We start from the raw sequence: 26,398 nt of genomic DNA, 5'->3' as shown, positions 1-26,398 counted from the left end.
AGGCCTGCCGCCGTCATCCCGTCGGGGCGGACGGAATCGACAGCGGCAGGCCCAGAACCACGCACGCCGTTGTGCGCGGCTTCGCCGTATCGCACCGCGGCCGGCCGTGACGATCACTGGTCAGGGCATCCCAACCGGCCGCGGAGTCTTCGGGGCGGCACTCAGCCCAGGCGCTCCACCAGCGCGCGGTACTCGTCCCACAGCTCCTTCGGGGTGTGGTCGCCGAAGGTGTTGAGGTGGTCGGGGACGAGCGCGGCCTCCTCGCGCCAGATCTCCTTGTCGACGGTGAGGAGGAAGTCGAGGTCGGAGTCGGCCAGTTCGAGGCCCTTCGTGTCCAGCGCGCCCTTGGCCGGCAGGATGCCGATCGGGGTCTCGACGCCCTCGGCCCTGCCGTCGAGGCGCTCGACGATCCACTTCAGGACGCGGCTGTTCTCGCCGAAGCCGGGCCAGACGAACTTGCCCGCGTCGTTCTTGCGGAACCAGTTGACGTAGTAGATCTTCGGCAGCTTGGCCTGGTCCTTGTCCTTGGCCACGTCGACCCAGTGGGCCATGTAGTCGCCCATGTTGTAGCCGCAGAAGGGCAGCATCGCGAACGGGTCGCGGCGCAGCTCGCCGACCTTGCCCTCGGCCGCGGCGGTCTTCTCGCTCGCCACGTTGGCGCCGAGGAACACACCGTGGTTCCAGTCGAAGGACTCCGTCACCAGCGGTACGGCGGTGGCGCGGCGCCCGCCGAAGAGGATCGCCGAGATCGGCACGCCCTTGGGGTCCTCCCACTCGGGCGCGATGATCGGGCACTGCGCGGCGGGGACGGTGAAGCGGGCGTTGGGGTGGGCGGCGGGGACCTCCGACTCGGGCGTCCAGTCGTTGCCCTTCCAGTCCGTCAGGTGGGCCGGGGTCTCCTCCGTCATGCCCTCCCACCAGATGTCGTTGTCGTCCGTGAGCGCCACGTTGGTGAAGACCGAGTTGCCCCACAGCGTCTTCATCGCGTTGGCGTTGGTGTGCTCACCGGTGCCGGGCGCGACGCCGAAGAAGCCGGCCTCGGGGTTGATGGCGTAGAGACGGCCGTCCTCGCCGAAGCGCATCCAGGCGATGTCGTCGCCGATCGTCTCGACGGTCCAGCCGGAGATGGTGGGCTCCAGCATGGCGAGGTTGGTCTTGCCGCAGGCGCTCGGGAAGGCGGCGGCGACGTACTTGGACTCGCCCTGCGGCGGGGTCAGTTTCAGGATCAGCATGTGCTCGGCGAGCCAGCCCTCGTCGCGGGCCATGACGGAGGCGATCCGCAGGGCGTAGCACTTCTTGCCGAGCAGGGCGTTGCCGCCGTAGCCGGAGCCGTAGGACCAGATCTCGCGGCTCTCCGGGAAGTGGGAGATGTACTTGGTCTGGTTGCAGGGCCAGGGGACGTCCTCCTGGCCCTCCTCCAGCGGGGCGCCGACGGAGTGCACGGCCTTCACGAAGAAGCCGTCCTCACCGAGCTCGTCCAGGACGGCCTGACCCATGCGGGTCATGGTGCGCATGGAGACCGCGACGTAGGCGGAGTCGGTGATCTCGACGCCGATGGCGGAGAGCTTCGAGCCGAGCGGGCCCATGCAGAACGGGACGACGTACATGGTCCGGCCACGCATCGAGCCGCGGAAGACGCCCTTCTCGCCGGAGAAGACCTCACGCATCTCGGCGGGGTCCATCCAGTGGTTCGTCGGGCCGGCGTCCTCCTCCTTCTCGGAGCAGATGTAGGTCCGGTCCTCGACGCGCGCGACGTCGGTCGGGTCGGAGGCGGCGTAGTACGAGTTGGGGCGCTTGATCGGGTCGAGCTTCTTGAAGGTGCCCTTCGCGACGAGCTCCTCGGACAGACGCTCGTACTCGGCCTCGGATCCGTCACACCAGACCACGTTGTCCGGCTGCGTCAGTTCAGCGATCTCGTTGACCCACGAGACCAGTTCCCGGTGGTGGGTGGGGACGGGGGGAGCCGCGATGTCGCGCGCCACGGTTGCTCCTATAGAGAGGGATTTTGTCCTGATATGCCCTTGTATGCCCCGTGGGGGCCGCGACCCGGATGCTTCGCGGGCGGTAAGGGGCTGGATCCACCGTCCCGATCTTCCGCGCTCATCCGGTGCCGACCGCACTCATTTGATCATCCGACGCGTCCGCCCATATGTCCAGAGGGCGTCACAGGTGAGCGGCGTGAGCATCGCCACTCATCGAGATGTTTTCGATGCGTCACCACGGCTTCACCCCAGGTGCGCCCGATCCGGGGACCCCGTGAGATGATGGCCACTTCCGGGCTCTCATCTCGCCGCGCTGATACGTAACTTACGGTTCCGTAGGTACGATGCCCTCCATGACTGCGCCCGTCCCCGACGCCTCCACGGACACGCCGGCCGCCGGCCGCGGCTCCGGCGCGCCCTCCCTGCCGCACCAGATCGCACACCACGCCCAGCAGCTCACGGACGAGATCAAGCCCAAGCTCCGCGGCTGGCTGCACCTCGGCATGTTCCCGGCCGCGCTCGTCGCGGGCCTGGTGCTCACCGCCCTCGCGGACTCACCCAGAGGCCGGCTCGCCTGCGGGATCTTCGCCCTCACGGCCTGCCTGCTGTTCGGCGTGAGCGCGCTGTACCACCGGGGCAACTGGAGTCCCCGTATGGACGGCATCCTGCGCCGACTGGATCACGCCAACATCTTCCTGATCATCGCGGGCACTTACACACCGCTGACGATGCTGCTGCTGCCGGACGCCAAGGGCCAGTGGCTGCTGTGGGGCATCTGGGGGGCCGCGGCGGCGGGCATCGTCTTCCGCGTCTTCTGGGTCGGGGCCCCGCGCTGGCTCTACACCCCCTGCTACATCGCGATGGGCTGGGCGGCCGTCTTCTTCCTGCCGGACTTCATGCGCACCGGCGGCATCGCGGTGCTGGTCCTGGTGATCGTCGGCGGCCTCCTCTACAGCGCGGGCGGCGTGATCTACGGCATCAAGCGCCCGAACCCGTCACCGCGCTGGTTCGGCTTCCACGAGGTGTTCCACTCCTTCACCCTGGCGGCGTTCATCACGCACTACGTGGGGATCTCGCTGGTGGCGTACCAACACGCTTAGCCGCTCGCGATCGACAAGGGCCACGGCTTTCGAGCCGTGGCCCTTCCTCCATGCCCGCCTTCACGCGTAGGACTCCCCCGTTCGACAGTCCCGATATTTTGGTACTGAATCTCACTTTAGGGCCAATATCGCCCAGCCACGGAGCACCCGCCGCTGGTGGGCTCTGGTCGCGAGAGGTCGACATGACGATCGTGATGCTCCCCCCCCTATGGACAGGGCTTCCGGGTTTTCGCCTGTGGGTCGGACGTTCCGTCCGGAGACGGGTGGTCGGGACCTGCGGCTTGCCCGGCTACGCCGCAGGTGTTGTTGCCTGCGGTGGGCCGCATCTAGCCTGTACTACGTGCTGGTGCCCGATGCAAGGGCGTGGCTCGCAGATATGTGACCCGGATTGTTTTGTCCGGGTCTATGGCACGGTATTCGCCGTGCTTGGCGCGCATCAGGATGTTGATCGCGCCGACAGCGTCGCGGTGGCAGGTGAAGCCACAGGTGCGGCACCGGTAGTTCCGCCCGGAGGGGCGGTTGCGTGTGAGGCACGCTGGACAGGTCTTGGTGGAGTAGGACTCGTCGATGTGGACGAGGCCGACGCCGGTCTTCTGCGCTACGTGGCGTTCCTGGTCGCCGCGGTCCCACTGGGACAGACGGCGGCGCTGATGGCGTCCGCTGCGGCGGACCTTGGTATTGCGGGTGTTCTTCTCGATGCCGCGTACGTCGCCGACCGTGATGGTGCCGGTGTCGTGCTCCTGGGCAAGATCGGCGACCTTGCGGCTGACCTGGTGGTTGTGGTTGCGCAGGCTGGTCTTCGCCTTGCCCTGTGCACGCTTGACGGCCTTGTCGTACCGGCGCCACTGGCGTGAGCCCTTGAGGCACTTGGACTGCTTGCGGCGCAGGGCCGCGACGGCGGTGTTGCGCCGGTGCTTGACCGCACGGGCGGACCGTCCGTTGATGACGGTGACCTCGTAGGCCTCAGTGGTCTCCACCGCGCAGGTCATCGGGTTGATGATGCCCTCGTCCACGGCCATCACGTTCTGCAGACCGAGAACGGGCGGCTGGTGGGTTGCGTAGGGGATGTGCAGGGACCAGGTCCGGTTGTCGCGGTCCCAGCACGGCTCGACCTCGCCCCAGTCATCAGCCGGCACCGTGTTGCCGGTACGGGCGTCGGTCACCTCGGGGACGGGCAGGAGAATCCGGCCGTCCCTGCGTCCGAGCGACAGCGCGAGCTTTCCGTCCGGGGTGATCCGCCATCCGTAGCCGCGCGTGAACGCGACGGGCCGGTAGTTCTTAGCCCGGTGGGGCATCCTGACGCCCTCCACGCCCTCGCCGATGTTCGTCAGGGCCGTGCTGACCGCTTCGGTCAGCGCCTCGTAGACGGCCTGCTTGGAATGGGCGTGCATCCGCAGGAGTTCGGGATCTTCCACCTGCCCCAGCGCTTCGGCCCGGCTCGGATCGCATCCTTCACGGTCGTAGAACTCCTGCCGGAACCCGGCCAGATTCGTGAACAGCAGACCGGCCCGGTAGGCAGTCTCGTGCACCTTGCGGTAGTCCTTCGAACGCAGGCGCACGGGCACCACCGCCGTGCGGTACGTGACCCCGTCCGCTCGCTTCACGATCGACACCCACGGTACTGGTAACGAAGCTGCATGCCGATCACCGTACGGCCCTGTCCGCGGCAGTCCGGCGCAGAAGATCACAATCGACCGGAACTGTGTACGTTATGCGGCAGCCCGCTCGAATCGAGGCGATCTCGTTGTGGTTCGGATGGGCACCTGTCGACGCTTCCCCTTGCCATGCCCCGCAGACCGACGCCCGACAATGACCTCATGCCCCCCTCACGTATCTCTCCCCCCACCGACCGTCCCCAGCTGGGGCTTCGTGAGCGGAAGAAGATCAAGACCCGGACGGCGATCCGCGACGCGACGTACGCGCTGATCAAGGAGCAGGGCTACGACGCCACGACGATCGAGCAGATCGCCGAGCGCGCCGAGGTGTCGCCGTCCACGGTCTTCCGCTACTTCCCGACCAAGGAGGACATCGTCCTCACGGACGAGTACGACCCTCTGATGCTGGAGGAGTTGCGTGCCCGGCCCGCCTCGGAGTCCTGGATGGACTCGGTGCGGTACGTGATGCACAGGAGCATGGACGCGCTGCTGGCGGAGGACCCCGAGGCGGTCCGGATCCGGGCGCATCTGGCGGTCCAGATCCCCGCCGTCCGCGCCCGGATGATCGAGAGCATGTCGGCGACCGGCCGCCTGCTGCGGGGCGCCATCGCCGAGCACCACGGTCTGGACGCGGACAGCCTCGAAGTTCGGGTCTACGCGATGTCCCTGGTCCGCGGCCTGATGGAGGTCAACATCACCTGGGCGGAGAACGACTGCCGGGACGACCTCCGCGAGCTGGTGGACCGGGCTCTGGACGTCATCGAGCAGGGCCTCCCCACGAAAAAGGTCTGAGGCGCGAGCGCCCGGTCGTGACATCCTGGCCGGGTGAACGGTCCAGAGATCCGCGTCGAGTTCGCCCCCGAGCTGCGTGTTTTCCTCCCCAACGGCCGGCGCCGGGACGATGCCGCCCAGGTCGCCACCGACGGTGTCTCGACCCTCGGCCATCTCGTGGAGTCCCTCGGCGTCCCGCTGACCGAGGCCGGCCCGCTGCTCGTGGACGGGCGCGAGGTACCGGTGTCGTACGTCCCGACCGGCGGCGAGGCCGTGTCCGTACGGCCCGTCCCGCGCCCCCAGCGGGTACCCGGCGCTCCCCTGCGCTTCCTCCTCGACGTCCACCTCGGCACCCTCGCCCGCCGTCTGCGCCTGCTCGGCGTGGACACGGCGTACGAGTCGACGGACATCGGCGACCCGGCGCTCGCGGCACTGTCGGCCGCCGAGCAGCGGGTCATGCTGAGCCGTGACCGAGGGCTGCTGCGCCGCCGCGAGCTGTGGGCCGGGGCGTATGTCTACAGCACGCGGCCCGAGGACCAACTCCGCGACGTCCTGGACCGGTTCCGCCCCGAGCTGCGCCCCTGGACCCGCTGCTCCGCCTGCAACGGCCTGCTCAGGGCGGCGACCAAGGACGAGGTGGCGGACCGGCTGGAGGGCGGGACGCAGCGGTCGTACGACGTGTTCGCGCAGTGCACCCAGTGCAAGCGGGCGTACTGGAAGGGCGCGCACCACGAGCAGCTGGTGGCCATCGTGGAGCGCGCCCTCGCCGACTACGCGAGCTGAGGCCAACGCCTGCTCGCGTCACCCTTTCCGCAGGCGATCCCGTCCCGGTTCGGGTCGAGCCGCAGCGGGTCGTCCTTGCCGTTGACCTTCAGGCGGCCGTAGTCGTTCTTCTTCAGCCAGTCGCAGCGGGCCTTCGTCGTCGCCTTCACGGTCGGCGGGAAGTCCGTCGGCACGCAGACGTTGGCGGAGCCGTAGTGCCGGTCGCAGCCGGCGACGGTCGGGCTGACCTTCTGCGACTTCCGCTTCTTGCCCGGGCCCGTGACCTTGCCCTTGAGGTTGTCGGCGAATTCGTGGACGTGGGCGGAGGCGTCCGTCGCGCTCAGGGCCTGCGGGCCTTGGAGGTGCACCCACTTGGCGACCGACGGCACGCCGCCCGCATCGACCGCGAAGAGCATGTACCAGCCGGGCGGGGCCAGGTTGGGGTTGCTCGTCACGTTCAGGTCGATGTTGTCGCCGTCCACCGACAGCGGCAGGTCCACGAAGCGCTGGTTCGGGTCGGAGGAGTGGGTGACCGCGGCCGGGCGGATCAGCTCGGCCTTGGCGATCGGCCGGTCGACGGTGATCCGCTGGGTGTCGCCGTACGTCCACTCGGAGTCGATGACCGAAGTGATCGTCGGGCGCTCGCCCTTGAGGAGATACGGCGGGGTGTACACCGACACGTCGTGGTTCCAGCTGCCGTTGCCCGGGTTGTCGCCCGTCGCCATCACCCGGCCGTCGGGCAGCAGGAAGGCCGAGGAGTGGTAGCCGCGCTCCTCCGGGTCGGCCGCCACCGGGTCGAAGGTGCCCGTCGCCGGGTCGTAGAGCGACGACTCGTACACCGGGTCGGCCCGGTTGTGCAGGGCGCCGCCCGTCTCCAGCACCTTGCCGTCGGGCAGGAGCACGGCGGAGACGTACATCTTGCCCTGGTTGCCGGTCTGCGGGACCTTGCCGTTCCCGAGGTCGACGGTGCCCTGCGGGAGCGGCGGTCCCGCGACGTAGGACGGGTTGGGCTGCTTGAGGTCGATGACGTCGGTGAGGCGGTTCGCGTCCGGGTTGGAGTCGATGTTGCCGCCGCCGACGGTGAGGACCTTCTGGTCCTGGGCCGGGGGCAGCAGCACGCTCGCGGACTGGTCGCGCTGGTCCTTGTTCCGCAGGCCGGGGACCTGGGTGACCGTGTTGGCGCCGTAGTCGTAGATCGCCGAACCCGTGCCCGGGATGTTGTTGCCGAAGACATGGCTGCCCGAGTAGAAGAGGCGGCCGTCCTGCATCAGGATCATCGACGGGTACAGACCCCAGTAGGACCAGGTCTGGTTGACCTTCCAGAGCTCCAGCCACCTCTGCTCGGCGTCCGACCACAGCTCGGCCGTCACCGAACCGGACGAGTCCTCCTTCAGACCGCCGAAGGAGATCACGTCACCGTTGCCGAGGACGGTGGCCGACGGGTACCAGTGGCCGTCGTTCATGTCGTTGGTCTTGCTGTACGTCTCGCTGACCGGGTCGAAGATGTACGAGTCCTTGTAGCCCTGGTAGCCGATCGTGCCGTCCGCCGACGGATAGCCCTTGTTGCCGCTCATCACGAGCACACGCCCGTCGTCGAGCTGGACGTGGCCGGCGCAGAACATGTCCTTGGGCGTGGGGATCTGCTGGTAGGTGCCGTTCTGCGGGTCGTAGACCGCGCTGGTGAACGTGCCCGCCTGGAACATCGTCGGGTCGTTGCCGGAGCCCGCGATCAGCAGCACCTTGCCGTTGTTCAGGACGACGGAGTGCATGGAGCGGACCGGGTTCTTGGTCGGCAGCACGTCCCAGCGGCCGTTCGCGCACTCCTCCGCCGTGCCCGTGCACACCGGGTCGGGGACGGGCGCGGCGACCTGGTCCATCGTGTAGTCGTCGGTCGTGACCGAACCGGTGCCGTAGACGGAGACGCCCCAGGCGATGCGGTCGGTGCCGGCGGGCACCTCGGGTGTGCGGACCGTGGCCTCGGTCCACCCGGCCGCCATGTCCAGCGTCTTGAGGTCGGTCCAGTACTGCCAGCCCGCCGTGGCGTCGTGCCGGAAGAGGGTGACCGAGGCGTCCGGGGTGGTCGACCTGTACCAGAGCCCCAGGTCGTACTGCTTGCCCGGCGTGACGACGGGCGCGCACTCGGCGGACTCGGTGATCAGCGCCTTGCGGTCGCCCTCGACGCGGCGGGTGAGCGTGACCTTCATCGCCTTGGAGCCGCTGTGGGCGTCCGTCGTCGTCTCGAAGGTGAAGTCGTTGTCGCCCCAGCCGGACTTCTTCCAGCAGTAGGGCATGTCGTCGGTGCCGGCGGTCTCGAAGCCGGGGTTCTTGATGAGGTTGGCGGCGGAGGCGGGCTGGGGCGCGGTGAGCAGGAGACCGGCGGTCAGGGCCCCCACCCCGACCAGTGCGGTCCTTCTTCGGCGCTTGCTGACGAGACGCTTTGTCATGCGGCTCTCCTTGCGGTGCGGCTCCCGGACCGCCGACCGATACGGCGGCCCGGCAGATAGACCAGCGCCTCGGTACCGACGAAGCGCAGGACGAAGGTGATGACCAGGGCCAGCGCGGTCGCGGGCAGCACGGCCAGCCCGAACTGCCCCACGAGCAGCGCGATCAACGGGATGCGCAGCACCAGGTCGGCGTTGGCGAGCAGCGCGAACCGTACGGTGCGGTCGGCCCAGTGGCGGTGCTGCCGCCGGTCGCGGAACAGCAGCTTCTCCATGAGCAGGAAGTTCCAGGCCACGCCGAACTGGTTGGCGGCTATCTCCGCCGGGAGGTAGTGCAGCCCCGCCTGCGTCATCGCCCACAGCGCGGCCAGGTTCGGCACGAAGCCCGTCAGCCCGATCAGCCCGAACACCACCATCCGGGACAGCGGGTCGGCCGTCCGCAGTCCGGCGAGGTGACGCAGGAAGCGGCGCCCCTCCGCCGCCGTGGACTTGGACTCCCCCGCGAACCGCTCCTGGAAGACGAACGGCACCTCGGTGACGGTGCGCGGACGGCTGCGGACCGCCAGCTCCAGCAGGATCTTGTAGCCGAGGGGCTTGAGTGCCTGAGCCGTGATGTCGCTGCGGCGGATGGCGAAGAAGCCGCTCATCGGGTCGCTGATGCCGTGCAGCCGGCGCGGGAAGAGGGACTTGGTCAGCCAGGTCGCAGCCCGGGAGACGGCCACCCGGTAGCTGCCCGCGAGCCCGGCCCGGCTGCCGCCCTTGATGTACCGGGAGGCGACGACGAGCCCGGCGTTCGCGCGCTCACCCGTGGCGACCAGGTCCGGCACCAGGGAGGGCGGATGCTGGCAGTCGCCGTCCATGACGACGATCCACTCCGACCCGGCCGCCTTCATCCCCTCGACGACCGCACCACCGAGCCCGCCGACGGGTTCGTCCCGGTGGATGACGGTGACCGGGAAGGGGCAGTCCTGGGCCGCCTCCTTGATGACCTGCGGAGTGTCGTCGGTGGAGTCGTCCACGAAGACGACCTCGCAGGGCAGCCGGGACGGCACCGACTCGGTGATCTGGTGCAGCAACCGCCGTACGTTCGCCGACTCGTTGAAGGTCGGTACGACGATGGTGACGGCGCCGGGTTCGGGAACCTCGGCGGCGTCCACCGACGGATCGCCCAGCTCTTCGGGGGCGGTGTACTCGTGAGTCATCGAACCCCTCCGGATACCGTCTGGATCTGCCGGATCTCGATCCGGTCCTCGCCGGTGCCGAACACGGCGACCGGCGTCGAGTGCTCCATCGCCGCCCTGACGTTGGGCAGGTCGACCGCGTCGCGCCGTACCGTCGGCGAGGCGACCACGTAGTCGAGGTCCTTCCAGCCGCGCGGCATCGTCTTCGTCACGGCCGGGTCGAGGTCGGCCTTGTAGAACCAGATGGCGCCGAGTCCCGGCTCGTATCCGGCGTGCACCAGGTCGAGCCAGAGCGCGTCGTCGACGAGGACCCGGGTGTCCTGCGGGTCCGCCACCTCGGTGGCCAGCCACTTCGAGGCCGCCTGGTAGGGGGCGTTGGCGTCGGAGGTGACGGCCGTGCGGGCGCCGTCGTACCAGCGCGGGACGACATAGGCGCAGGCGGCGAGGGCGAGGACGGCCGCGAGGGCGTACCGCGCGCCGGTGACGTACCGCTTCTCCGCCTCGGACCGTCGGCGCCGCAGTACGGCGTGGGCGACGGAGGCCGTTCCTCCGGCGAGGACGAGGGCGAGGAAGGGCAGCGCCTGGATGACGTACATGGCGGGCAGGTAGCCGGTGGGGCGCATGGCCACCAGGGCGAGGATGACCACCGCGCAGGAGGGTCCGGCCAGGGCGCGGGCGGTGACCGACCAGCGCCAGGTGACCAGGAGCAGCAGGCCGCCCGCGAGGCCGCCGAGGATGAGGACGCGGTCGTAGTAGAGCCACGACTGCAGGACGCCGTAGGAGCCGGAGCCCTGGTCCAGGATGAAGCCCGAACCCGGCCGGGTCATCTGGTACTTGATGCCGTCCCACAGCGAGACGTGCCCGCCGCCCGGGAACAGCTCGCCCTTCAGCAGCGCGAAGAGCGGGTACGAGAGGCCGATCATCACGCAGGCGGTGACGGCGCCGGTGAGGGCGAACTTGCGGGTGTCGCGGTGGCTGTGCCGCCACATCGTGACGAAGACCGCCGGGAGGACGAAGAGCATCGTCTCCTTGGTCAGCACGGCCGTGGCGGCCGCGATCCCGGCCCCGAAGTGGTGCCAGAGATGGCGGCTCGGCGAGGCGGCGAGCGCGAAGGCCAGCAGCGTCCACATCACCGCGAGGTTGTCGAGGAAGATCTCCCGCTGGAGGACGACCGACAGCGGTGAGAGCCCGAACAGGACCATGCCGAGCCCGGCCGCCCAGCGCGGCAGGGACAGCCGACGCCCGAGCACGTAGACGAGGACGGCGCTGACCGCGCTGATGACGAGCATCGCGGCGCGCATGGTGCCGACGGTCATCGAGTCGGGGCTGAGCGCGGCGGGTATCCAGGTCAGCAGGGCTATCTGGATCCAGCCGAGGGGCGGATGGTCGTACCAGTAGGTGTAGTGGGCGAGCCCCCGGCCCTCCTGGACGGCCCAGGCCTGGGCGAGGTAGGTGCCCTCGTCGTCGCTGAGCGTGGGGTAGTCGGAGATGTTCCAGCCCTGCACGACGAGGATCGCGACGAGGAGCGCACCGCACAGGATCAGGTCGGCTCTGGACGAACGCAGGCGCGTCGGCGGGCTCGTTCGGCCGGCCGGACGCGCTTCAGGCGCAGGCTGCCGCTGCGCGGGGACCTTCGGAGTGGTCACCGCGGGAAGGGTGGAGGTCACGCGGGGACGTCCTCTCGGAGGTCGCGGGTCGTTCCGGCATGGGCGAGATGCGCGCCGACGTGGGTGGTCAGCTCCCAGTCGTTACGGCCGCGCTGCTCACGCCACACGGCGCGGACGGCGGCCCCGGCGAGGAGCACCTGGTAGAAGGGGCCGCCCACGACGAGCTTCAGATAGTGGACGAAGCGGACGCGCAGCCCGTACTGCCTGCCGAAGTCGTGCAGTCCGACGACCTCGAAGACGAAGGTGACGAGCGCGGTGACGGCCGGCAGGAAGGTGACGAAGGCGACGCTCACGGACACGTCGAGGAACACCGCGATCGCGATGTTGAGCGGGATGATGAGCCCGGTGAAGGCCTGCATGAACGGCGTCATCAGCGTGTAGCGGGCGAGCAACCGCTGCCCGAAGGTGGGCAGTTGCTTCCAGTCCTTCTTCCGGTAGACCTGGAGGAAGCCCTGGTTCCAGCGGGTGCGCTGCTTGAGCAGCGACATCAGGCTGCCGGGCGTCTCCTCCTTGGTCACCATGTCGGAGTCGTAGGCGACGACGACCTTCTTGCCGACGCTGGAGAGCCGCACACCCAGATCGCAGTCCTCGGCAAGGCAGTTCGGGTCCCAGCCGTCGGCTTCCCGCAGCACGTCGGTGCGGACGAAGACGGTGTTGCCGCCGAGCGGGATGAACCCCTTCTGCGCGTGCAGGTGCAGCCGTGAGCGGAACCAGAAGAAGTACTCCAGGCAGTTGCGCAGGCTGTACCAGCTGGAGTGGAAGTTGATGAGCTGGACCCCGCCCTGGACCACGTCCGCCTCGGTCGTCCGGAACGCGTGGTCGACATGGGCGAGGAGCTCCGGGTGGACCTGGTCCTCGGCGTCGAAGACCCCGACGACATCGCCGCGGCAGTGCGGCAGCGCCGTGTTCATGGCCTTCGGCTTGTTCTTCTTCTCGTGGGTGTCGACGACGACGCGGACGCGCGGATCACGTGCCGCGGCCTTCTCGGCCACCTCGGTGGTCTCCGGGTCGTCGTGCCCGACGATGACGATGATCTCGAAGTCGGTGTGTGTGGACTCCAGCAGGCGCTGGATGGTGTGGTCCAGCACGGCCTGTTCGTGCCGGGCCGGAAGCAGCAGCGAGAACGACACGTGCTCGCCGCCGTCCGGTCTGCTGAACCGGGTGGAGGCCAGCACCTCGGGCGTACGCCACGCGTGCATCTGCCACCACAGGGTGAAAGCCGCCATCCAGAACAAGGCCAGCGAGACGACGGCTATGAAGACAGACGTCAGCAAAAGATCCCCCCAGATCCCCAATGCCCCCTGTCGCGACGGCCGTTCGGACAGCCGTCGCGTCACTGTGGAGAGATTAGGGGGGAACTGTGAAGCGTGAGGGCTGTTCCGATAAATAGCTTGTTTCGGAACGGTGCGTCAGAAAGCGCGATCTATCCGAACACACACCCAATTTGGGCATGCGGAAACCACGCCTTCCGCTTCCGTTTTCCGGTGGTCCTCGACCCCTAGCCGCTCAGCGACGTGCGCAGTCGCTCAGGGTCGGTCGTCGGCGCGTCACACGTGAAATTACGGCAGACATACGCGGCCGGTTCACCGCCGACCAGCGGGCGATCGGCGAGAAGCGGAAGCTCGTCACTGTCCGGAGTCCCGACGGCCACGACGGCACCGGGGGCGGTGCCCAGAAGTGCCGTACGGTGCAGGGCCCTTGTGGCCTCGTCGTCCAGCCCCGGTCCGACGATCGCGACCTCGCGGGGCCCGTCGAGGTTGGCCTCGGCCACGGCCAGCCCCCAGCCGATGAAGCGGGGCACGCGCGGGCCGAGGGCCTTGACGACGCCCAGCGCCTTCACGGCGGCGGCCCGATGCGGCTCCGCGCCGGTCTGCGCGGCATAGCTCAGCAGGGCGCCGGCCGCCGCGCTCCAGCCGGACGGGGCGGCGTTGTCGGTGGGGTCCTGGGGACGCCGGATCAACTGCTCGGCGTCGGCGGCCGTGTCGTAGAGGGCGCCGGACTCCGCGTCCACGAAGCGGGCGAGGACGTGGTCGAGCAGGAACCCGGCGAATTCCAGCCAGACGCCCTCACCGGTGACGGACGCGAGCGCGAGGAAGCCCTCGGCGACGTCGCCGTAGTCCTCCAGCACACCCGCGTTGACGCCGGCCTTGCCGTCCTTGCTGGTCCGGGCCAGGCGGGCGTGGTCGTCGAGATGCAGCCGAACGAGCAGGTCACCGGCGCCGAGGGCGGCCTCGACGAGGTCCGGGCGGTCGAAGTAGGCGCCGGTCTCGGCGAGGGCGGCGATCGCGAGGCCGTTCCAGGCGGCGACGATCTTGTCGTCCCGGCCGGGCGCGGGGCGCGTGCCGCGCTGCCGGAGCAGCCGCTCATGGATCGAGGCGATCTTCTCGGCGTCGAACAGACCGTCCTGCTGCGGCAGCTGGAGCACCGACGAGCCGTGCTCGAAGGTGCCCTCCTCGGTGACGCCGAAGTGCCGGGCGGCGAGCTCGGCGTCCTCGTCGCCGAGCGCCTCGCGCAGCTGCTCCGGCGTCCACGCGTAGTACGCGCCCTCGACGTGCCTGCCGGTCCCGTCGTCGCTGTCGGCGTCGAGCGCGGAGGCGAACCCGCCCTCGGTGGTGCGCAGTTCCCGCACCATGAAGTCGGCGGTCTCCAGCGCGACGCGGCGGGCGAGCTCGCTGTGCTCATCAGCGGCTCCGCCGCGGGCGGTGGCGCGCCACAGGTGGGCGTACACACGGCACAGCAGGGCGTTGTCGTAGAGCATCTTCTCGAAGTGCGGCACGACCCAGTCACGGTCGACGGAGTAGCGCGCGAACCCACCGCCGAGCTGGTCGTAGATACCGCCCCGGGCCATGCGCTCGCAGGTGTCCTGGGCCATTTGCAGCGCGCCCTCGGCGCCGGTCCGCGCATGGTGGCGCAGCAGGAACTCGACCACCATGGACGGCGGGAACTTGGGCGCGCCCCCGAACCCGCCGCGCTGCGGGTCGTACTCCCGCGTCAGCCCGAGCAGCGCCTGCGCCAGTTCCTCCTCGCCGGGTGCCTCGGTACCGCCGTAGGAGATCTCCCGCTCGGCGAGGTCGCGGGTGATCTTCGCCGCGACGTCGGCGACCTCGTCCCGCCGGTCGGCCCAGGCGCTGCGCACGCCCTCCAGCACCTGGCGGAAGGACGGCATGCCCTGCCGGGGTGCGGGCGGGAAGTACGTGCCGAAGTAGAAGGGCTCGGCGTCCGGGGTGAGGAAGACGGTCATGGGCCAGCCGCCCTGGCCGGTGGCGGCCTGGACGGCCTCCATGTAGACGGCGTCCACGTCGGGGCGTTCCTCGCGGTCGACCTTGACGCTGACGTAGTGGGCGTTGAGGTAGTCGGCCGTCTCCTGGTCCTCGAACGACTCGTGCGCCATCACATGGCACCAGTGGCAGCTGCTGTAGCCGACGCTGAGCAGGACCGGTTTGCCGCTCTTGCGAGCCTCCTCGAAGGCCTCGGCCGACCACGGCCACCAGTCGACGGGGTTGTCCGCGTGCTGGAGCAGATAGGGGGACGTCTCGTGAGCCAGTCGGTTCGGCATGGGGTCCATCCTGCCGCAGTACCCCACGTGTCACGCGTCAGACGACTCCCAGACGGTCACGTCGAGAATTCCGCCGCCGCTGTCCGGCGCGGTGCGGACCTTGATGTGGGCGATCCGGCCCTCGCCGGTCAGCAGGCAGTACTGCTCGCCCCGCTTCACCGTCGCGCTGTAGCTACCGTTGGTGTCCACGCTCTCCATACAGCCCTCGGGCGTCGGTGCGGTACCGGGGTCGGGCCACGGCGCCAGGTACTTCGCGTCGCCGGGGACCGAGAGCGACGGATCGAGGAACTCCGCCCCGAAGGAGAAGTCCGCGCCGTCGCCGGCATTCGCGAGGGGTTGCTTCGGCGTGTCCAGGTCGATATTCGTTCCGGAGATGTCCGTCTTCTCGACCTCGAGCTTGACGGGCCCGTAGACCTTCTCCCACGTCTCGGCGGCGGCCGCCGGCGGCGCGCTGCTCTGCGTCTCGCCGCCGCCCTGCCCCTCGTCGCCGCCGGACCGCGCGGCCGAAGTGGGCGCCGACTCCACGTTCCGGTCGCCGTCGTCGCCCGACGAGTCCGACTGGCTCACCAGCACCGAGACAAGGATCCCCAGCAGGGGGATCAGGATCCCGCCAACCCACCAGGCCCAACGCGGCGGCTGGGGCCCCTGCGGCGGAGGAGGCTCCGGTGGCGTGTACGGCTGTCCCTGCGGCGCACCCGCAGGCCCGTTGTTCGCCCAACTCATGTCTCCCCCGCCCTTTCCACCGAGTGTCCGCGATCACCATAGCCATGGCACCGCGCGGCGCCAATCGACGCCTCGACCGCGCACACTCTCCCCACACCACTCGGCACCCGGCACCCCGCTGCCCGGAACCCCACGGCCACCCACCGTGCCCCGGAGCGACGCCCCACGATCACCCGGCCCCCTCCCCACATCGCCCCGTTCGCAGCACACTTGACCAAGAACGCTGTTTCCGCCGGAGGGGGACGTGACATGCGAGACAGCCATCGGACCGATGCCGAGCGGCTGTTGGCCCGGGCCGTGGAGGAGGAGGTGCGGCGCTCGGGCGGGCGCGTCGACGGGCAGGTGCTGCTGTCGCGGGCGCGCGGGGCGCTGGACGCCATGGCGCAGGCGGCGGCCGAGGAGTACGAGGCGTATACCCGCGCGCTGGACGAGGCGGAGGCCGGCCGGCTCACCTTCGGGCAGCGGTTCGCGCGGGAGGGCGGCGGTACGCCCCTGATGGTGGCGGGCGTCGCGGCGCTCGCGGCCGCCGTGTCCGACCTGGCGCTCGGCACCGGCGCGGGGACGGCCGTGGGCGCGGGCGTGACCGTGGGTGTCGTCGGCGCGGCGGCGGCGGTCGTGAAGGTGGCCGGCACGCATCTGCCCGCCGCGCACCACCGTGCGGGCGCCGTCAGCCAGCCCGGCGGACCGGAACAGCTGCGGCTGCAGTGGCTGACGGCGCTGGAGGTACGGGGCATCCGTCCGTTCCTCGACCAGCAGCGGGTGCTGAACGCCTCCACCGGCCCGAAGCAGACCGGGCGGCGGCTCAAGGGCGCCGACAAGAGCGCGGCGGCCCGCGGCCGGAACGTGCTGGAGCAGTCGTTCGGTCAACTCCCGGCGCCGGCAGGCTCGTTCGCGGGCCGCAGACAGGAGATGGCCCGCATCCGGCAGTGGGTCCAGGCGGCGCGGGCGAGTACGGAGACGAAGCCGACGGTCGTCGTCCTGCACGGCGCGCCCGGCGGGGGGCGTACGGCACTGGCGATCCGCGCGGCCCACGACCTGAAGGACCAGTTCCGCGGCGCGTGCGTGGTGGATCTGCGCGGCGACACGACGGAGGAGGCGCCGCTGTCCACGAGAGACGCGCTCCTGCACCTGCTGAACCGCTTGGGCGCACCCCGCGAGCAGCTCCTGTTCCGTGAGCGTTCCTCGACCGACCAGCAGGTCAAGCGGCTGAGCGAGCTCTACCACCAGCACCTCACCGGCCTCCCGGTCACCGTCGTACTGGACGACGCCTCGGACGCGGCGCAGGTCCGCACCCTCGTCCCCGAGCGCTCCGACAGCCTGGTCCTGGTGACCGCCCGGGAGCCCCTCGACCTGCCCGCGGATCTCGCCGCCTGGGTGCACCAGCTGCCGGTGGAGCCGCTGGACGCGGCGGGCGCGGAGGAACTGCTGACCGCGGCGGCCCAGGACTCCTCGGCCCCCTACGACGCCGAAGCCGCCGACCGGATAGGGCAGCTGTGCGGCGGGCTGCCGCTGGCGCTGCGCATCGCGGGCTCGTCGCTGGGCCCGCGGTCACCGCGCACGCTGGCGACGGACCTCGGCGCGTACGGCCCGGTGGAGCCGGTCGAGCGGGTGCTGTGGCTGCGTTACACGGACCAGTCGGAGGCGGCGCGGCGCCTGCTGCGCAGGCTGGCCCTGGCGGGCCGTGCCTCGCTGGGCGCGGCGGCGGCGGCCGCGCTGCTGGCCACGGACGAGGCGGAGGCGACGCGCCACCTGGTGGCCCTGTCCCGCTCCGGCCTGATCGACCATGTACGCGGCAACCGCTACCGCCTCCACGACCTGGTCCGCGCCTTCGCCCACGCCCGTCTCCTCGACGAGGAGGAGGCGGCGGAGCGTACGGCGGCGCAGGAGCGGCTGATCGTGAACTACGCCGACCTCGCGGAGTCCGTCCTGCGCCTGGTCGACGGCAACATGTCGACCCGCTCGGACCGCTTCAGCCCGCACGGCTTCACCTCGCTGGACGACGCCCTGCGCTGGCTGGACGACGAGTCCAGCTTCATCACGGCGGCGCTCAGGCACGCGGAGGACGTCAACCAGGCGGCGGTCCTGAATCTGCTGGGCGCCCTGTGCGACTACTGCCTGCTGCGCGGCGACCTCTACCGCCTCGGCGAGATCAGCGAGCTGGCCCAGGCCGTGGACCAGGGCCTGCTGGTGCGCTCGGTGCAGTGGCGCACCGGCATCGCGGCCCGCCAGCTCGGCGAGCTGGACAAGGCCCGCACGACCCTGACCTCGGTGGTCGACCTCTATATGGAGGCCCACCACGACGCGGGCGCGGCCCGCGCGCTCTGCTCCCTCGGCATCACGCTCCACCACCAGGGCAACCTCACCGAGGCCGTGGCCAAGCTCCGGGCGGCCCTGGACCTGCAGTCGGCTCCCCAGCTGGCGACGGACCGCGCCTGGACGATGCACGCGCTGGCGGCGGTGGAACGGGACCGGGGCCGCGTCTCGGAGTCGATGGACCTGCTGACCGAGTCCCTGGTCCTGCACCGGGCCGGCGAGTCGGTGCACGGCGAGGCGTGGGCCCACTTCCAGCTCGGCCAGCTCGGGCTGCGCATGGGCGACGTCCCGCGCGCGGAGTCGGAGCTGAGCCAGGCCCTGGAGCTGTACGGCCGTACGCGCGACGCCCGCGGGGAGGCCTGGGCGCTGACCCAGCTGGCCCGCGCCCGCCTGGTCGCCGGCGACCCGTCCCCGGCGGTGGACGGTCTGCGCCAGGCGGCCGCCCGGCACCGCGACAACGAGGACGCGCGCGGCGAGGCCTGGTCCGTCTACTACCTGGGCCAGGCCCTGGAGGAGACGGGCAACCTGGACGTGGCGGTGCGCGAGCTGGAACGTTCGCGCACGATGTTCTCGCGCATGCAGGACGTCTACGGCCTCGCCTGCGCCCGGCACCACTCGGCCCGCGTCACCCGGGACCAGCGGGCCGCCCAGACCGGCTCGCTGAAGAACTCCGGCTTCGCCCGCCAGCTCCTCGTGGACGCCCGCGCCAACTTCCAGCGCATCGGCGTCGCCCACGGAGAGGCGTGGACATGTCTGGAGCTCGCGGTGGTGGACGCCGGGAACGCCCGTACCCAGCAGGCACTGGCGCTGTGCGACGACGCGGTGGCGTTGTTCTCGTCCTACGGCGACCGCAGGGGCGAGGACTGGGCGCGCTTCCTGCGCTGCACGCTGCTGCCGTACGCGGCGCCCGGCGGCGTCGAGGTCGGGACGGCTGTGGCGCAAGAGGAACTGACGGAGCTGGCACGGAGCGGGCACGGCCGTCGGGACGGGAAGCTGGACGACTTCGTCGAGGCCTATCTGCTGCTGCTGGAACGAGGCGTGGACCTGGAGGTCGGCTGGCAGGCCTGGCGGTTGGGGATGGTGCCGAACCGGCATGCCAGAGAGGTCATGGGAGTACCGACCGCGGCTTCGTCTCGATGAATCGGCGCTGTTCGGCGGGGCGGGCGCCCGTGGTGGAGCAGTTCGGCCGGGCGGGCGCCACGGTGGAGCAGGCATGCCACACGGCATGACCCCCCGATGCCACCGGGCACCACGGAATCATGCCGTCACCGCATCGCCGCGCGGTCAGCGCCGCGCGGTCAGCGCTTCGCGTCCGCGCCCGCCGTGTCAACGCTGTCGCCGTCGCCGGAGGCACCCGCCCCGGGATCCGGGGCCTCCTTGAAGTCGACCTTGTTCATGTGGCGGTTCATGGACTTCATCAGGCCCCAGACCGCCAGTGCCATCACCGCGAAGACGATGAAGCCGAGGACACCGGGGGTGACCTTGTCCTCGTCCACCTCCTTGGCGAGGGTGGCGAGCTGTGTCATTGCCAGGCTTGCGCTTGCGCTCATGTCAGGCATTGTCGCGGATGCCCGCAAAGAGGTCGTCCTCGGGGAGGGAGGTATCGACGAGGGACTTCGCCAGCTCGTACTCCTCCGTCGGCCAGACCTCCCTCTGAAGCTCCAGCGGGACGCGGAACCAGCCGCCGTCGGGGTCGATCTGGGTGGCGTGCGCGATCAGGGCCTTGTCACGGATCTCATAGAAGTCACCGCACGGCACATGCGTGGTCAGCGTGCGCTGCTTCATGCCGAACTCGTCCCAGCGCTTGAGCCAGTCCCCGTAGGGGGACTCCAGGCCGCGGTCCAGCATGGCCTGGTGCAGCGCCTCGGTGCGGGGGCGGTTGAAGCCCTGGTTGTAGTAGAGCTTCTGCGGCTGGTAGGCGGGGCCGTACTCCGCCTCCGGGTACTTCTCGCTGTCCCCCGCGCCCTCGAACGCCACCATCGAGATCTTGTGGGTCATGATGTGGTCGGGGTGCGGGTAGCCGCCGTTCTCGTCGTAGGTGGTGATCACCTGGGGACGGAAGGAACGGATCTGCTTCACCAGCTCACCGGCCGCCTTGTCGACGTCCTCCAGGGCGAAGCAGCCCTCGGGGAGCGGCGGCAGCGGGTCGCCCTCGGGCAGTCCGGAGTCGACGAAGCCGAGCCACTCCTGCTTGACCCCGAGGATCTCGCGGGCCTCGTCCATCTCCTTCTTGCGTACCTCGTGGATGTGCTCCTCGATGTACTTGTCGCCCTGGAGCTTCGGATTGAGGATGGAGCCGCGCTCCCCGCCCGTGCAGGTCACGACCAGCACGTCCACCCCCTCGGACACGTACTTCGCCATGGTGGCCGCGCCCTTGCTCGACTCGTCGTCGGGGTGGGCGTGCACGGCCATCAGTCGCAGCTGGTCAGTCAAGACTCAATCCTCGTAAGTCGGCGCCCCGGTGTCTTCGGGGGCGAACGGCGGCTTCTATAGTGACCGAATCGGGGGGCGGATAATTCCGGGGTACGGCCCCGGGGCCCCGTTTCGGGACATCCGTCCCGCCCCGGCCGAGAGGACGATCATGAGTACGGCGAGCACGCGGCTGCCCGAGAGCCGCTACGGCCGCTCCTCGGACGAGCGCGCCGACCGCACGCTCAAGATCGTCGGCGCCGTCCTCGGGGCGGTCGTGCTGGCACTGGTCGGCTACTTCGCCTATCACTACGTCGGCCAGAACAAGATCAGCGCCGAGGTCATCGAGTTCGACGCCGGCAAGACCTCGGTGAAGGTGCATCTGGAGGTCCGCAAGGACGCCGGCGCCTCCGGCTACTGCACGCTGCGCTCCCAGGCGGAGAGCGGCGCCGAGGTGGGCCGGGCCGACTTCCGCTTCGACGGCGACGCCACGCGGATCGACAAGGTCGTCACGCTGCGTACGACGTCCCAGGGCACGACGGCCGAGCTGCTCGGCTGCCACAGCGACTGATCACACGGCTGATCACACGGCCGCTCACACCGGCTGATCACGCTCGCGGAACAGGCTGACCGAAATCGACCACTCCTGGTCGCCCTCGACTGGTCGTGTCTGGATTACATACCCGCTGACCTGCGTTGACGTGATTCTGATGGCTTATGTCCTCCCCCTTCGGCCATTGAATTGTTAGGCTCGTGGTTTCGCCCATCCGTGAAGGAACATCCTTCTGGGTAGGGCGATGCTTTGTATTCCCAGTACCTACGAGGAGCACCTGTGACCCAGACCAGTGAGAACGTCACCTGGCTGACCCAGGAGGCGTACAACCAGCTCAGGGCCGAGCTGGAGTACCTGTCTGGTCCTGCGCGCACGGATATCGCCGCCAAGATCGCGGCCGCGCGCGAGGAGGGCGACCTGCGCGAGAACGGCGGGTACCACGCGGCCAAGGAGGAGCAGGGCAAGCAGGAGCTCCGAGTGCGCCAGCTGACCCAGCTCCTGGAGAACGCCAAGGTCGGCGAGGCGCCGGCGTCGGCGGACGGTGCGGTGGCGCCCGGCATGGTCGTGACGATCGCCTTCGACGGCGACGAGGACGACACGATGACCTTCCTGCTCGCCTCGCGCGAGTACGCGAGCTCCGACATCGAGACGTACTCGCCGCAGTCCCCGCTCGGCTCGGGCGTGATCGGCCACAAGGTCGGCGAGGACGCCGAGTACGAGCTGCCGAACGGCAAGACGGCCTCGGTGAAGATCCTCAAGGCCGAGCCCTACAACGGCTGACCCGGACCGCGCGTCGGCCGGTCCCGGCCGACGCCGTGTCCTTGACGAAGCCCCCGGCGCCCCCGTGGCGCCGGGGGCTTCGTCACGCTGTCGCGGAGCGGTACTTGCGTACCGCCAGGGTGCGGAAAACGATGATGATCAGGACCGAGTAGATCAGCGAGGCCCAGACCGGATGCTGCATGGGCCAGGCGTCCGACGCCGACTGGCCCGGATTGGCGAACAGCACCCGGCAGGCCTGCACGGTGGCGCTGAAGGGGTTCCACTCGGCGATGTGGCGCAGCCACGGGGTCATGTGGCTGGTGTCCACGAACGCGTTCGAGATGAAGGTGACCGGGAAGAGCCAGATCAGTCCGCTGGACGTGGCCGCCTCGGGCGTACGGACGGACATGCCGATCAGGGCACCGATCCAGGTGAACGCGTAACCGAGCAGGAGCAGCAGTCCGAAGGCCCCGAGCACCCTGGCGGCGTTGGTGCTCCCGTCCGACCCGATGCGCCAGCCGACCAGCAGGGCGACCACCGCCAGCACGACCAGGGTCAGCGCGGTCTGGACGAGGTCGGCGAAGGTGCGCCCGGTGAGCACCGCGCCCCTCGCCATGGGCAGCGAGCGGAAGCGGTCGATGAGCCCCTTGTGCATGTCGTCGGCGATGCCCCCACCGGAACTGGCGGTGGCGAACGTGACGGTCTGCGCGAAGATGCCCGCCATCAGGAAGTTCTTGTAGTCGACGGCGCTGGTGCTGCTGCCGATCTGCATGGATCCGCCGAAGACGTAGGTGAACAGCACCACGAACATGATCGGCTGGATGAGCCCATAGATGATCATCTCGGGGAAACTTCTGCCCCGATCTTCGCGTGGTTCCACTCGGAGTCACTACCGCCCCGACCAGCCCGTTCAGCGGTGTACTCCGGATCGGCCGTGCCCGTCACCTCCATAGGAGGCAGCACGTAGAGGGGAGGCGGCGCAACGCCCTCATAGGGCGCCAGGGCCGCTAGCGCACCCTCGTACTCCCCGTTGCCCCACCAATGCTGTGCACGCCGATACAGGGCCGCCCAGCCTCGTCCGCCAATCCGCTCCGAGCGGTCATAGTCCTTCCAGTTCTTCCCTGAACGGATCTTGTCCAGCATCGCGTCAAACCCGCCCCGGACGTCCTTCCACTGGCGGCTGGGCGAGACGATGCGCTCGACCTCCCGCCACTGCTCGTCCGTGATCTCGACAGGGATGGTCACGCCGGTCTCTCGGTGCCACTCAGCGATCGGGTCTGTCACCCCCTTGTGGCGAGGCTCGCCCTTGCCAGTGATCTGCACGCGCACGTCGAGTAGGTCCAGCACATCTTGCTTCTGCTCGAAGGTGAAGTCGTCCAAGCGACCGTCAACCTTCTCGATCTTGGCGAGCATGTGCTGAGCACGGCCTTCCTGGCCCTCAACCTCGCACAGCCACTCGGCAACGCGCTCACGCTCGGCAACAAGGTCGGCTTCCTGCTGCTTCAGCTCCGCCTTCATCTCTTCAACAAGCTTGGCGTCGTCATCGTCGTCCTGGTCATCGCTGACGGAGGCGAGAAGGAGAGCAATCTTGCGCTTGCGACTGGCACGCTTCTTCTCAATCTGGTCATCCAGCTCCGCCAGCCGTCGACGATAGGACTCGGCACGCTGGGGCACAGTCCCCAAGGACTCCTCGACCAGCCTGCGGACGTCTTCTGTTGCCCAGTCCGGGGCGGACGAGGAGGGGCCGTCCGGACCGTCCATCCGCACGACCGCATGAAAGTGGACGGCCGCGCGCCGCTGGAACTCAGCGACCTTGGCGAACGACACCACCAGGTGGTCACCGAGCTTGGAACGCGGCACCCCACCGGCCGAGGCCAGATAGCGGCGCACGGAGGTGGTGAACCGGTCCCACAGCCGCCCGGCATGCGCGTGCCACAGCACATGGCCGACGTAGTCGTAGCAGTCCGGGCACAGCGGCAGACCAACCGCCGGGGCGTCCTCGGTGTGCACCAGGCCGCAGCCGAGCCGCCGACCGTGCTCACAGCGCGGATCGTCCCGGCGAGGACGGCACCGCTCCCCGTCGCGCACCCGATGCACCAGCCCGAAGGACGGAGCAGTCAGGGTGACGAACAGCAGGGGGCGATCCCGCACCGTATCGGGCACACCCTTGCCGCCGGACAGGCCCGCGCGAACGAGCTGGAAGGTATCCCCGGCATGCAGGTAAGCGCACGGCTCACACACCGAGGCCCGCCGGTTACGGCAGCGCACCGCCAGCCGCTCACCCGGCTCCCCGTCCGTCGAACAGGACGAGAGCACCTCACCCGTAACCGCATCACGAGTGACGGTCGAACCGGACAGGTAGATCGGGTGGGCGCAGCCACCGATGGATTTGATCTGCTCCTTCCAGCGCGAAAAGAGCGGATCTCGGATTAGCCGACCAAGGTCACGGTCCGCCTCTGAGGGAGCTTGCACTCGCTGTTCGCGCGCCAGCACGACGGAACGCCCGGCCGGATCGGAAGACGTGCCGGACGGGCTGATAGGGCGTGTGATGGTGTTGCCGGATTCGCCGGACATAACGCGGCCTCCAGAGCCTCAGGTCAGGAAGTAGATGGCGGGTATTCATGGCTTCTCTCCTTTGCGCTTACAGGGCGCACATGTATTGCGTACGCCCTGGTCAGGCGCAGCCAACTTGCCTTTGCATTGCATGAGTTGTCACCGGCAGTAGCCCGTGACTTTTTCGTGATGAACACCACCGGACCAGCGGGAACCATTGGAGCCTGCACCAATTGACCGGAGTGCGAATTCCGTCAGCCGACACCGGCCCATCGCTGTGGCGAGCCGATTTGCCCTTGCATTAACAGAATTTGAGTGTCCGTCAGGTATGAGAGAGCCGGACGGACCCGGCAGCGGGAACCTTGCTTGGCTATGCGGCCGGTTACTCTCCGGGCCATGCGCCCTTCAGGAGAGGGGAGCGGGCAGCGGTTCAGTGCGTGGCGGAATCTGGCTTTACTTATTTCAAGCCACCCCGGCCCGGCATGCGGCCTTCGGCCGGTCCGGTCCGGGGCGCCGCCGCCCCGGCGCGGGACGAGGCGAGCCCTGACTAGCCAGCCAGACTCAGCACAGCCCACCTCGCCCGCGCCCTCTCCGTGAGCTGGGGCCCGTAGCTCACAGCCTCCAGCCATCACGGCACCGGGCCGGACCACCGGCGCTCACCAGTCAGCCCTCATCCTCATCCAGCAGCATCGGCCAGGAGTGCTCGCCCTCATGACCTGCGAACAGCGCGCACAAGTCGTTGTTCCTCCGGTCAACATCATCGTCCCCGAACCGACGCACAGGGCACGGATCACGAACTTCCACTCCAGAGCGCCACCACACCCAGGTCATGCGCCCCGAGGGATCATGCGGCTCCACGATCCCCGCCGAGTGATCCGTCCCCTTATGCGCTCCCAGTTCGCACCGCAGAATCAGCTTGAGATCGATGTCTGGTTCTACTCCTGCCAGATAGAACGCCTCAGCCTGCGTTTGCGGAGAGGGCGCGAACTGAGCACTACACGACCACATAGGCACCTCACTCAGAATTCGAAGAACGATTGATCTGCCGGGACCGGCGCAAACCCTCTCGGGCTGGGGGCCGACGGCCTACGAGGCTTTAGGCAGCCACCATGGAGCGAGCCTCTAAGAACAGGGGGCCGATCGGGCTATTGCGGGCAGGTCCCAAAGACTGCCCGATCCGCAGGGCAGCGTAAGGCCCCCTGTTCACTCGCCCCATGGCAGCTCCCGCCCAAAGCCTCTACGGCCGGCGGCGTGCCCAAGCCACGCCACTACCAGGTGAAATGCGGATCCCCGACCGTCCCCCTCATCTGGCCGTAGGCGGGGGACGGTCGGGGATTCGGAGGAAGTCAGCCGATCGGGCGCAGGGTATTGCTCGGCTGGTCGAGCCAGGGGGTGTGTTCGCCAGTCTCGCCGTCGACCGTCAGGCCGAACCTCCCCCACCCGGGCCTGTCCATAGCGTCCCAGTGCGAGTACGCGAGGGCGACCTCATCCCAGAGGTCTCGGGGGCCGAACTGGTAGACCTCGAATTCGTCCCGGCCCGGTTCGTAATCGACTGTGGCCCACGAGGTGACAGCCGTGTCACGCAGCCAGAGCGTGTACGAGCCGTCTTCGTAGGTCTCGGCCCACGGGAAGACTCCCTGGGTCTGGAGTCCGATAGCGAACATTGGTAGCCAGTCCCCGATGTCCTCGGGCGAGAGCGACGTCATGGACTTGACGCCGTCGGCTGGCCAGGGTTCGCCGCCCAAGTACTCCCGAACATGTCGGCGCGTCTGGCGTTGCTGCCGTAGCCGCATGAAGGCCGACGAGCCGACGAAGGGACCCACGGCGGACCCGTCGCGCTGCACGGTCAGCCGCAACACTCCTTCGCCCCCGTAGGTGTGAGGGGCCTCGCGTTTTCCGGACTGGTGTCTGACCGTTCATTTCACGCGACGGCTCGCAACTTCACATGTTCGGCGTGGACCTCTCGCGGAGGG

The 26,398-nt window shown here is 69.2% G+C and carries 19 protein-coding genes; 6 read left to right on the top strand and 13 right to left on the bottom strand.

The window, feature by feature from the left end:
• Positions 1-161: 161 nt before the first annotated feature.
• Positions 162-1,982 carry a phosphoenolpyruvate carboxykinase (GTP) gene (locus ACFU95_RS33355; RefSeq protein ID WP_383835411.1) on the bottom strand — a complete coding sequence of 607 codons (1,821 nt, stop codon included), beginning with the start codon at positions 1,980-1,982 and terminating at the stop codon, positions 162-164.
• Between the two features lie 353 nt (positions 1,983-2,335).
• On the opposite strand from ACFU95_RS33355, the gene ACFU95_RS33350 reads away from it, so the two are divergent.
• The gene (locus tag ACFU95_RS33350) at positions 2,336-3,082 is read left to right on the top strand and encodes a hemolysin III family protein (RefSeq protein WP_383835408.1); all 747 of its coding nucleotides are present in this window, start codon (positions 2,336-2,338) and stop codon (positions 3,080-3,082) included.
• A 326-nt stretch (positions 3,083-3,408) separates the two neighbouring features.
• On the opposite strand, the gene ACFU95_RS33345 is transcribed toward ACFU95_RS33350, so the two are convergent.
• Complete coding sequence (locus ACFU95_RS33345) at positions 3,409-4,686, bottom strand: RNA-guided endonuclease InsQ/TnpB family protein (RefSeq protein WP_383835405.1); 1,278 nt, start codon at positions 4,684-4,686, stop codon at positions 3,409-3,411.
• A 213-nt stretch (positions 4,687-4,899) separates the two neighbouring features.
• Here ACFU95_RS33345 and ACFU95_RS33340 point away from each other — a divergent pair, with 213 nt between their 5' ends.
• On the top strand, positions 4,900-5,529 hold the full coding sequence (locus ACFU95_RS33340) for a TetR/AcrR family transcriptional regulator (protein WP_383835402.1): 630 nt from the start codon (positions 4,900-4,902) through the stop codon (positions 5,527-5,529).
• 33 nt (positions 5,530-5,562) lie between these two features.
• Positions 5,563-6,291, top strand: coding sequence for a Mut7-C RNAse domain-containing protein (locus tag ACFU95_RS33335; protein WP_383835399.1), 729 nt, complete (start codon positions 5,563-5,565; stop codon positions 6,289-6,291).
• Here the strand turns inward: ACFU95_RS33335 and ACFU95_RS33330 are convergent.
• The 6 genes from ACFU95_RS33330 to ACFU95_RS33305 all read right to left on the bottom strand — a co-directional run bounded on the left by ACFU95_RS33330 (position 6,279) and on the right by ACFU95_RS33305 (position 15,688).
• Positions 6,279-8,714: a galactose oxidase-like domain-containing protein gene (locus ACFU95_RS33330; protein ID WP_383835396.1), complete on the bottom strand. Its 2,436-nt coding sequence runs from the start codon at positions 8,712-8,714 to the stop codon at positions 6,279-6,281. The genes ACFU95_RS33335 and ACFU95_RS33330 overlap by 13 nt on opposite strands.
• On the bottom strand, positions 8,711-9,913 hold the full coding sequence (locus ACFU95_RS33325; RefSeq protein WP_383835393.1) for a glycosyltransferase: 1,203 nt from the start codon (positions 9,911-9,913) through the stop codon (positions 8,711-8,713). Before ACFU95_RS33325 ends, ACFU95_RS33330 begins: the two co-directional genes overlap by 4 nt.
• Positions 9,910-11,559, bottom strand: a complete 1,650-nt coding sequence (locus ACFU95_RS33320) for an ArnT family glycosyltransferase (RefSeq protein WP_383835390.1) — start codon at positions 11,557-11,559, stop codon at positions 9,910-9,912. Before ACFU95_RS33320 ends, ACFU95_RS33325 begins: the two co-directional genes overlap by 4 nt.
• A complete protein-coding gene (locus tag ACFU95_RS33315; protein ID WP_383835387.1) occupies positions 11,556-12,833 on the bottom strand; it encodes a glycosyltransferase in 1,278 nt (425 codons plus the stop codon). Before ACFU95_RS33315 ends, ACFU95_RS33320 begins: the two co-directional genes overlap by 4 nt.
• 224 nt (positions 12,834-13,057) lie before the next feature.
• Complete coding sequence (locus ACFU95_RS33310; protein WP_383835384.1) at positions 13,058-15,115, bottom strand: thioredoxin domain-containing protein; 2,058 nt, start codon at positions 15,113-15,115, stop codon at positions 13,058-13,060.
• A 30-nt stretch (positions 15,116-15,145) separates the two neighbouring features.
• Positions 15,146-15,688 (bottom strand): hypothetical protein, encoded by a 543-nt coding sequence (locus ACFU95_RS33305; RefSeq protein ID WP_383835381.1) that lies wholly within the window; start codon positions 15,686-15,688, stop codon positions 15,146-15,148.
• Positions 15,689-16,087: 399 nt separating this feature from the next.
• On the opposite strand from ACFU95_RS33305, the gene ACFU95_RS33300 reads away from it, so the two are divergent.
• Positions 16,088-19,291, top strand: coding sequence for a tetratricopeptide repeat protein (locus ACFU95_RS33300; RefSeq protein WP_383835378.1), 3,204 nt, complete (start codon positions 16,088-16,090; stop codon positions 19,289-19,291).
• 158 nt (positions 19,292-19,449) lie between these two features.
• Here ACFU95_RS33300 and ACFU95_RS33295 read toward each other — a convergent pair whose 3' ends face one another.
• The gene (locus ACFU95_RS33295; RefSeq protein ID WP_383835375.1) at positions 19,450-19,710 is read right to left on the bottom strand and encodes a hypothetical protein; all 261 of its coding nucleotides are present in this window, start codon (positions 19,708-19,710) and stop codon (positions 19,450-19,452) included.
• Positions 19,703-20,563 carry a mycothiol conjugate amidase Mca gene (mca, locus tag ACFU95_RS33290; protein WP_383835563.1) on the bottom strand — a complete coding sequence of 287 codons (861 nt, stop codon included), beginning with the start codon at positions 20,561-20,563 and terminating at the stop codon, positions 19,703-19,705. Before mca ends, ACFU95_RS33295 begins: the two co-directional genes overlap by 8 nt.
• Positions 20,564-20,732: 169 nt before the next feature.
• Here mca and ACFU95_RS33285 point away from each other — a divergent pair, with 169 nt between their 5' ends.
• A complete protein-coding gene (locus ACFU95_RS33285) occupies positions 20,733-21,131 on the top strand; it encodes a DUF4307 domain-containing protein (RefSeq protein ID WP_383835372.1) in 399 nt (132 codons plus the stop codon).
• A 261-nt stretch (positions 21,132-21,392) separates the two neighbouring features.
• Entirely contained in the window at positions 21,393-21,893 is a 501-nt protein-coding gene (gene greA, locus ACFU95_RS33280) for a transcription elongation factor GreA (RefSeq protein ID WP_383835369.1), read from the top strand.
• Between the two features lie 82 nt (positions 21,894-21,975).
• Here greA and ACFU95_RS33275 read toward each other — a convergent pair whose 3' ends face one another.
• The 3 genes from ACFU95_RS33275 to ACFU95_RS33265 all read right to left on the bottom strand — a co-directional run bounded on the left by ACFU95_RS33275 (position 21,976) and on the right by ACFU95_RS33265 (position 26,281).
• The gene (locus ACFU95_RS33275; protein ID WP_383835366.1) at positions 21,976-22,713 is read right to left on the bottom strand and encodes an ABC transporter permease; all 738 of its coding nucleotides are present in this window, start codon (positions 22,711-22,713) and stop codon (positions 21,976-21,978) included.
• Positions 22,710-24,446 carry a replication initiator gene (locus tag ACFU95_RS33270; protein ID WP_383835363.1) on the bottom strand — a complete coding sequence of 579 codons (1,737 nt, stop codon included), beginning with the start codon at positions 24,444-24,446 and terminating at the stop codon, positions 22,710-22,712. Before ACFU95_RS33270 ends, ACFU95_RS33275 begins: the two co-directional genes overlap by 4 nt.
• 1,325 nt (positions 24,447-25,771) lie before the next feature.
• Positions 25,772-26,281, bottom strand: coding sequence for a hypothetical protein (locus ACFU95_RS33265; RefSeq protein WP_383835360.1), 510 nt, complete (start codon positions 26,279-26,281; stop codon positions 25,772-25,774).
• Positions 26,282-26,398 lie beyond the last annotated feature (117 nt).

Source organism: Streptomyces sp. NPDC057623 (genome assembly GCF_042800355.1).
In the GTDB taxonomy this organism is placed as follows: domain Bacteria; phylum Actinomycetota; class Actinomycetes; order Streptomycetales; family Streptomycetaceae; genus Streptomyces.
Note: the sequence above shows the minus strand (reverse complement) of the source record. Positions and strands in the feature narration are given on the sequence as shown.

Coding starts and splice junctions, on each gene's coding strand:
- ACFU95_RS33350 (WP_383835408.1), top strand. CDS start 2,336: ATGACTGCGCCCGTCCCCGACGCCTCCACGGACACGCCGGCCGCCGGC.
- ACFU95_RS33340 (WP_383835402.1), top strand. CDS start 4,900: ATGCCCCCCTCACGTATCTCTCCCCCCACCGACCGTCCCCAGCTGGGG.
- ACFU95_RS33330 (WP_383835396.1), bottom strand. CDS start 8,714: ATGACAAAGCGTCTCGTCAGCAAGCGCCGAAGAAGGACCGCACTGGTC.
- ACFU95_RS33325 (WP_383835393.1), bottom strand. CDS start 9,913: ATGACTCACGAGTACACCGCCCCCGAAGAGCTGGGCGATCCGTCGGTG.
- ACFU95_RS33310 (WP_383835384.1), bottom strand. CDS start 15,115: ATGCCGAACCGACTGGCTCACGAGACGTCCCCCTATCTGCTCCAGCAC.
- ACFU95_RS33300 (WP_383835378.1), top strand. CDS start 16,088: ATGCGAGACAGCCATCGGACCGATGCCGAGCGGCTGTTGGCCCGGGCC.
- ACFU95_RS33295 (WP_383835375.1), bottom strand. CDS start 19,710: ATGCCTGACATGAGCGCAAGCGCAAGCCTGGCAATGACACAGCTCGCC.
- mca (WP_383835563.1), bottom strand. CDS start 20,563: ATGGCCGTGCACGCCCACCCCGACGACGAGTCGAGCAAGGGCGCGGCC.
- ACFU95_RS33285 (WP_383835372.1), top strand. CDS start 20,733: ATGAGTACGGCGAGCACGCGGCTGCCCGAGAGCCGCTACGGCCGCTCC.
- ACFU95_RS33275 (WP_383835366.1), bottom strand. CDS start 22,713: ATGATCATCTATGGGCTCATCCAGCCGATCATGTTCGTGGTGCTGTTC.
- ACFU95_RS33270 (WP_383835363.1), bottom strand. CDS start 24,446: ATGTCCGGCGAATCCGGCAACACCATCACACGCCCTATCAGCCCGTCC.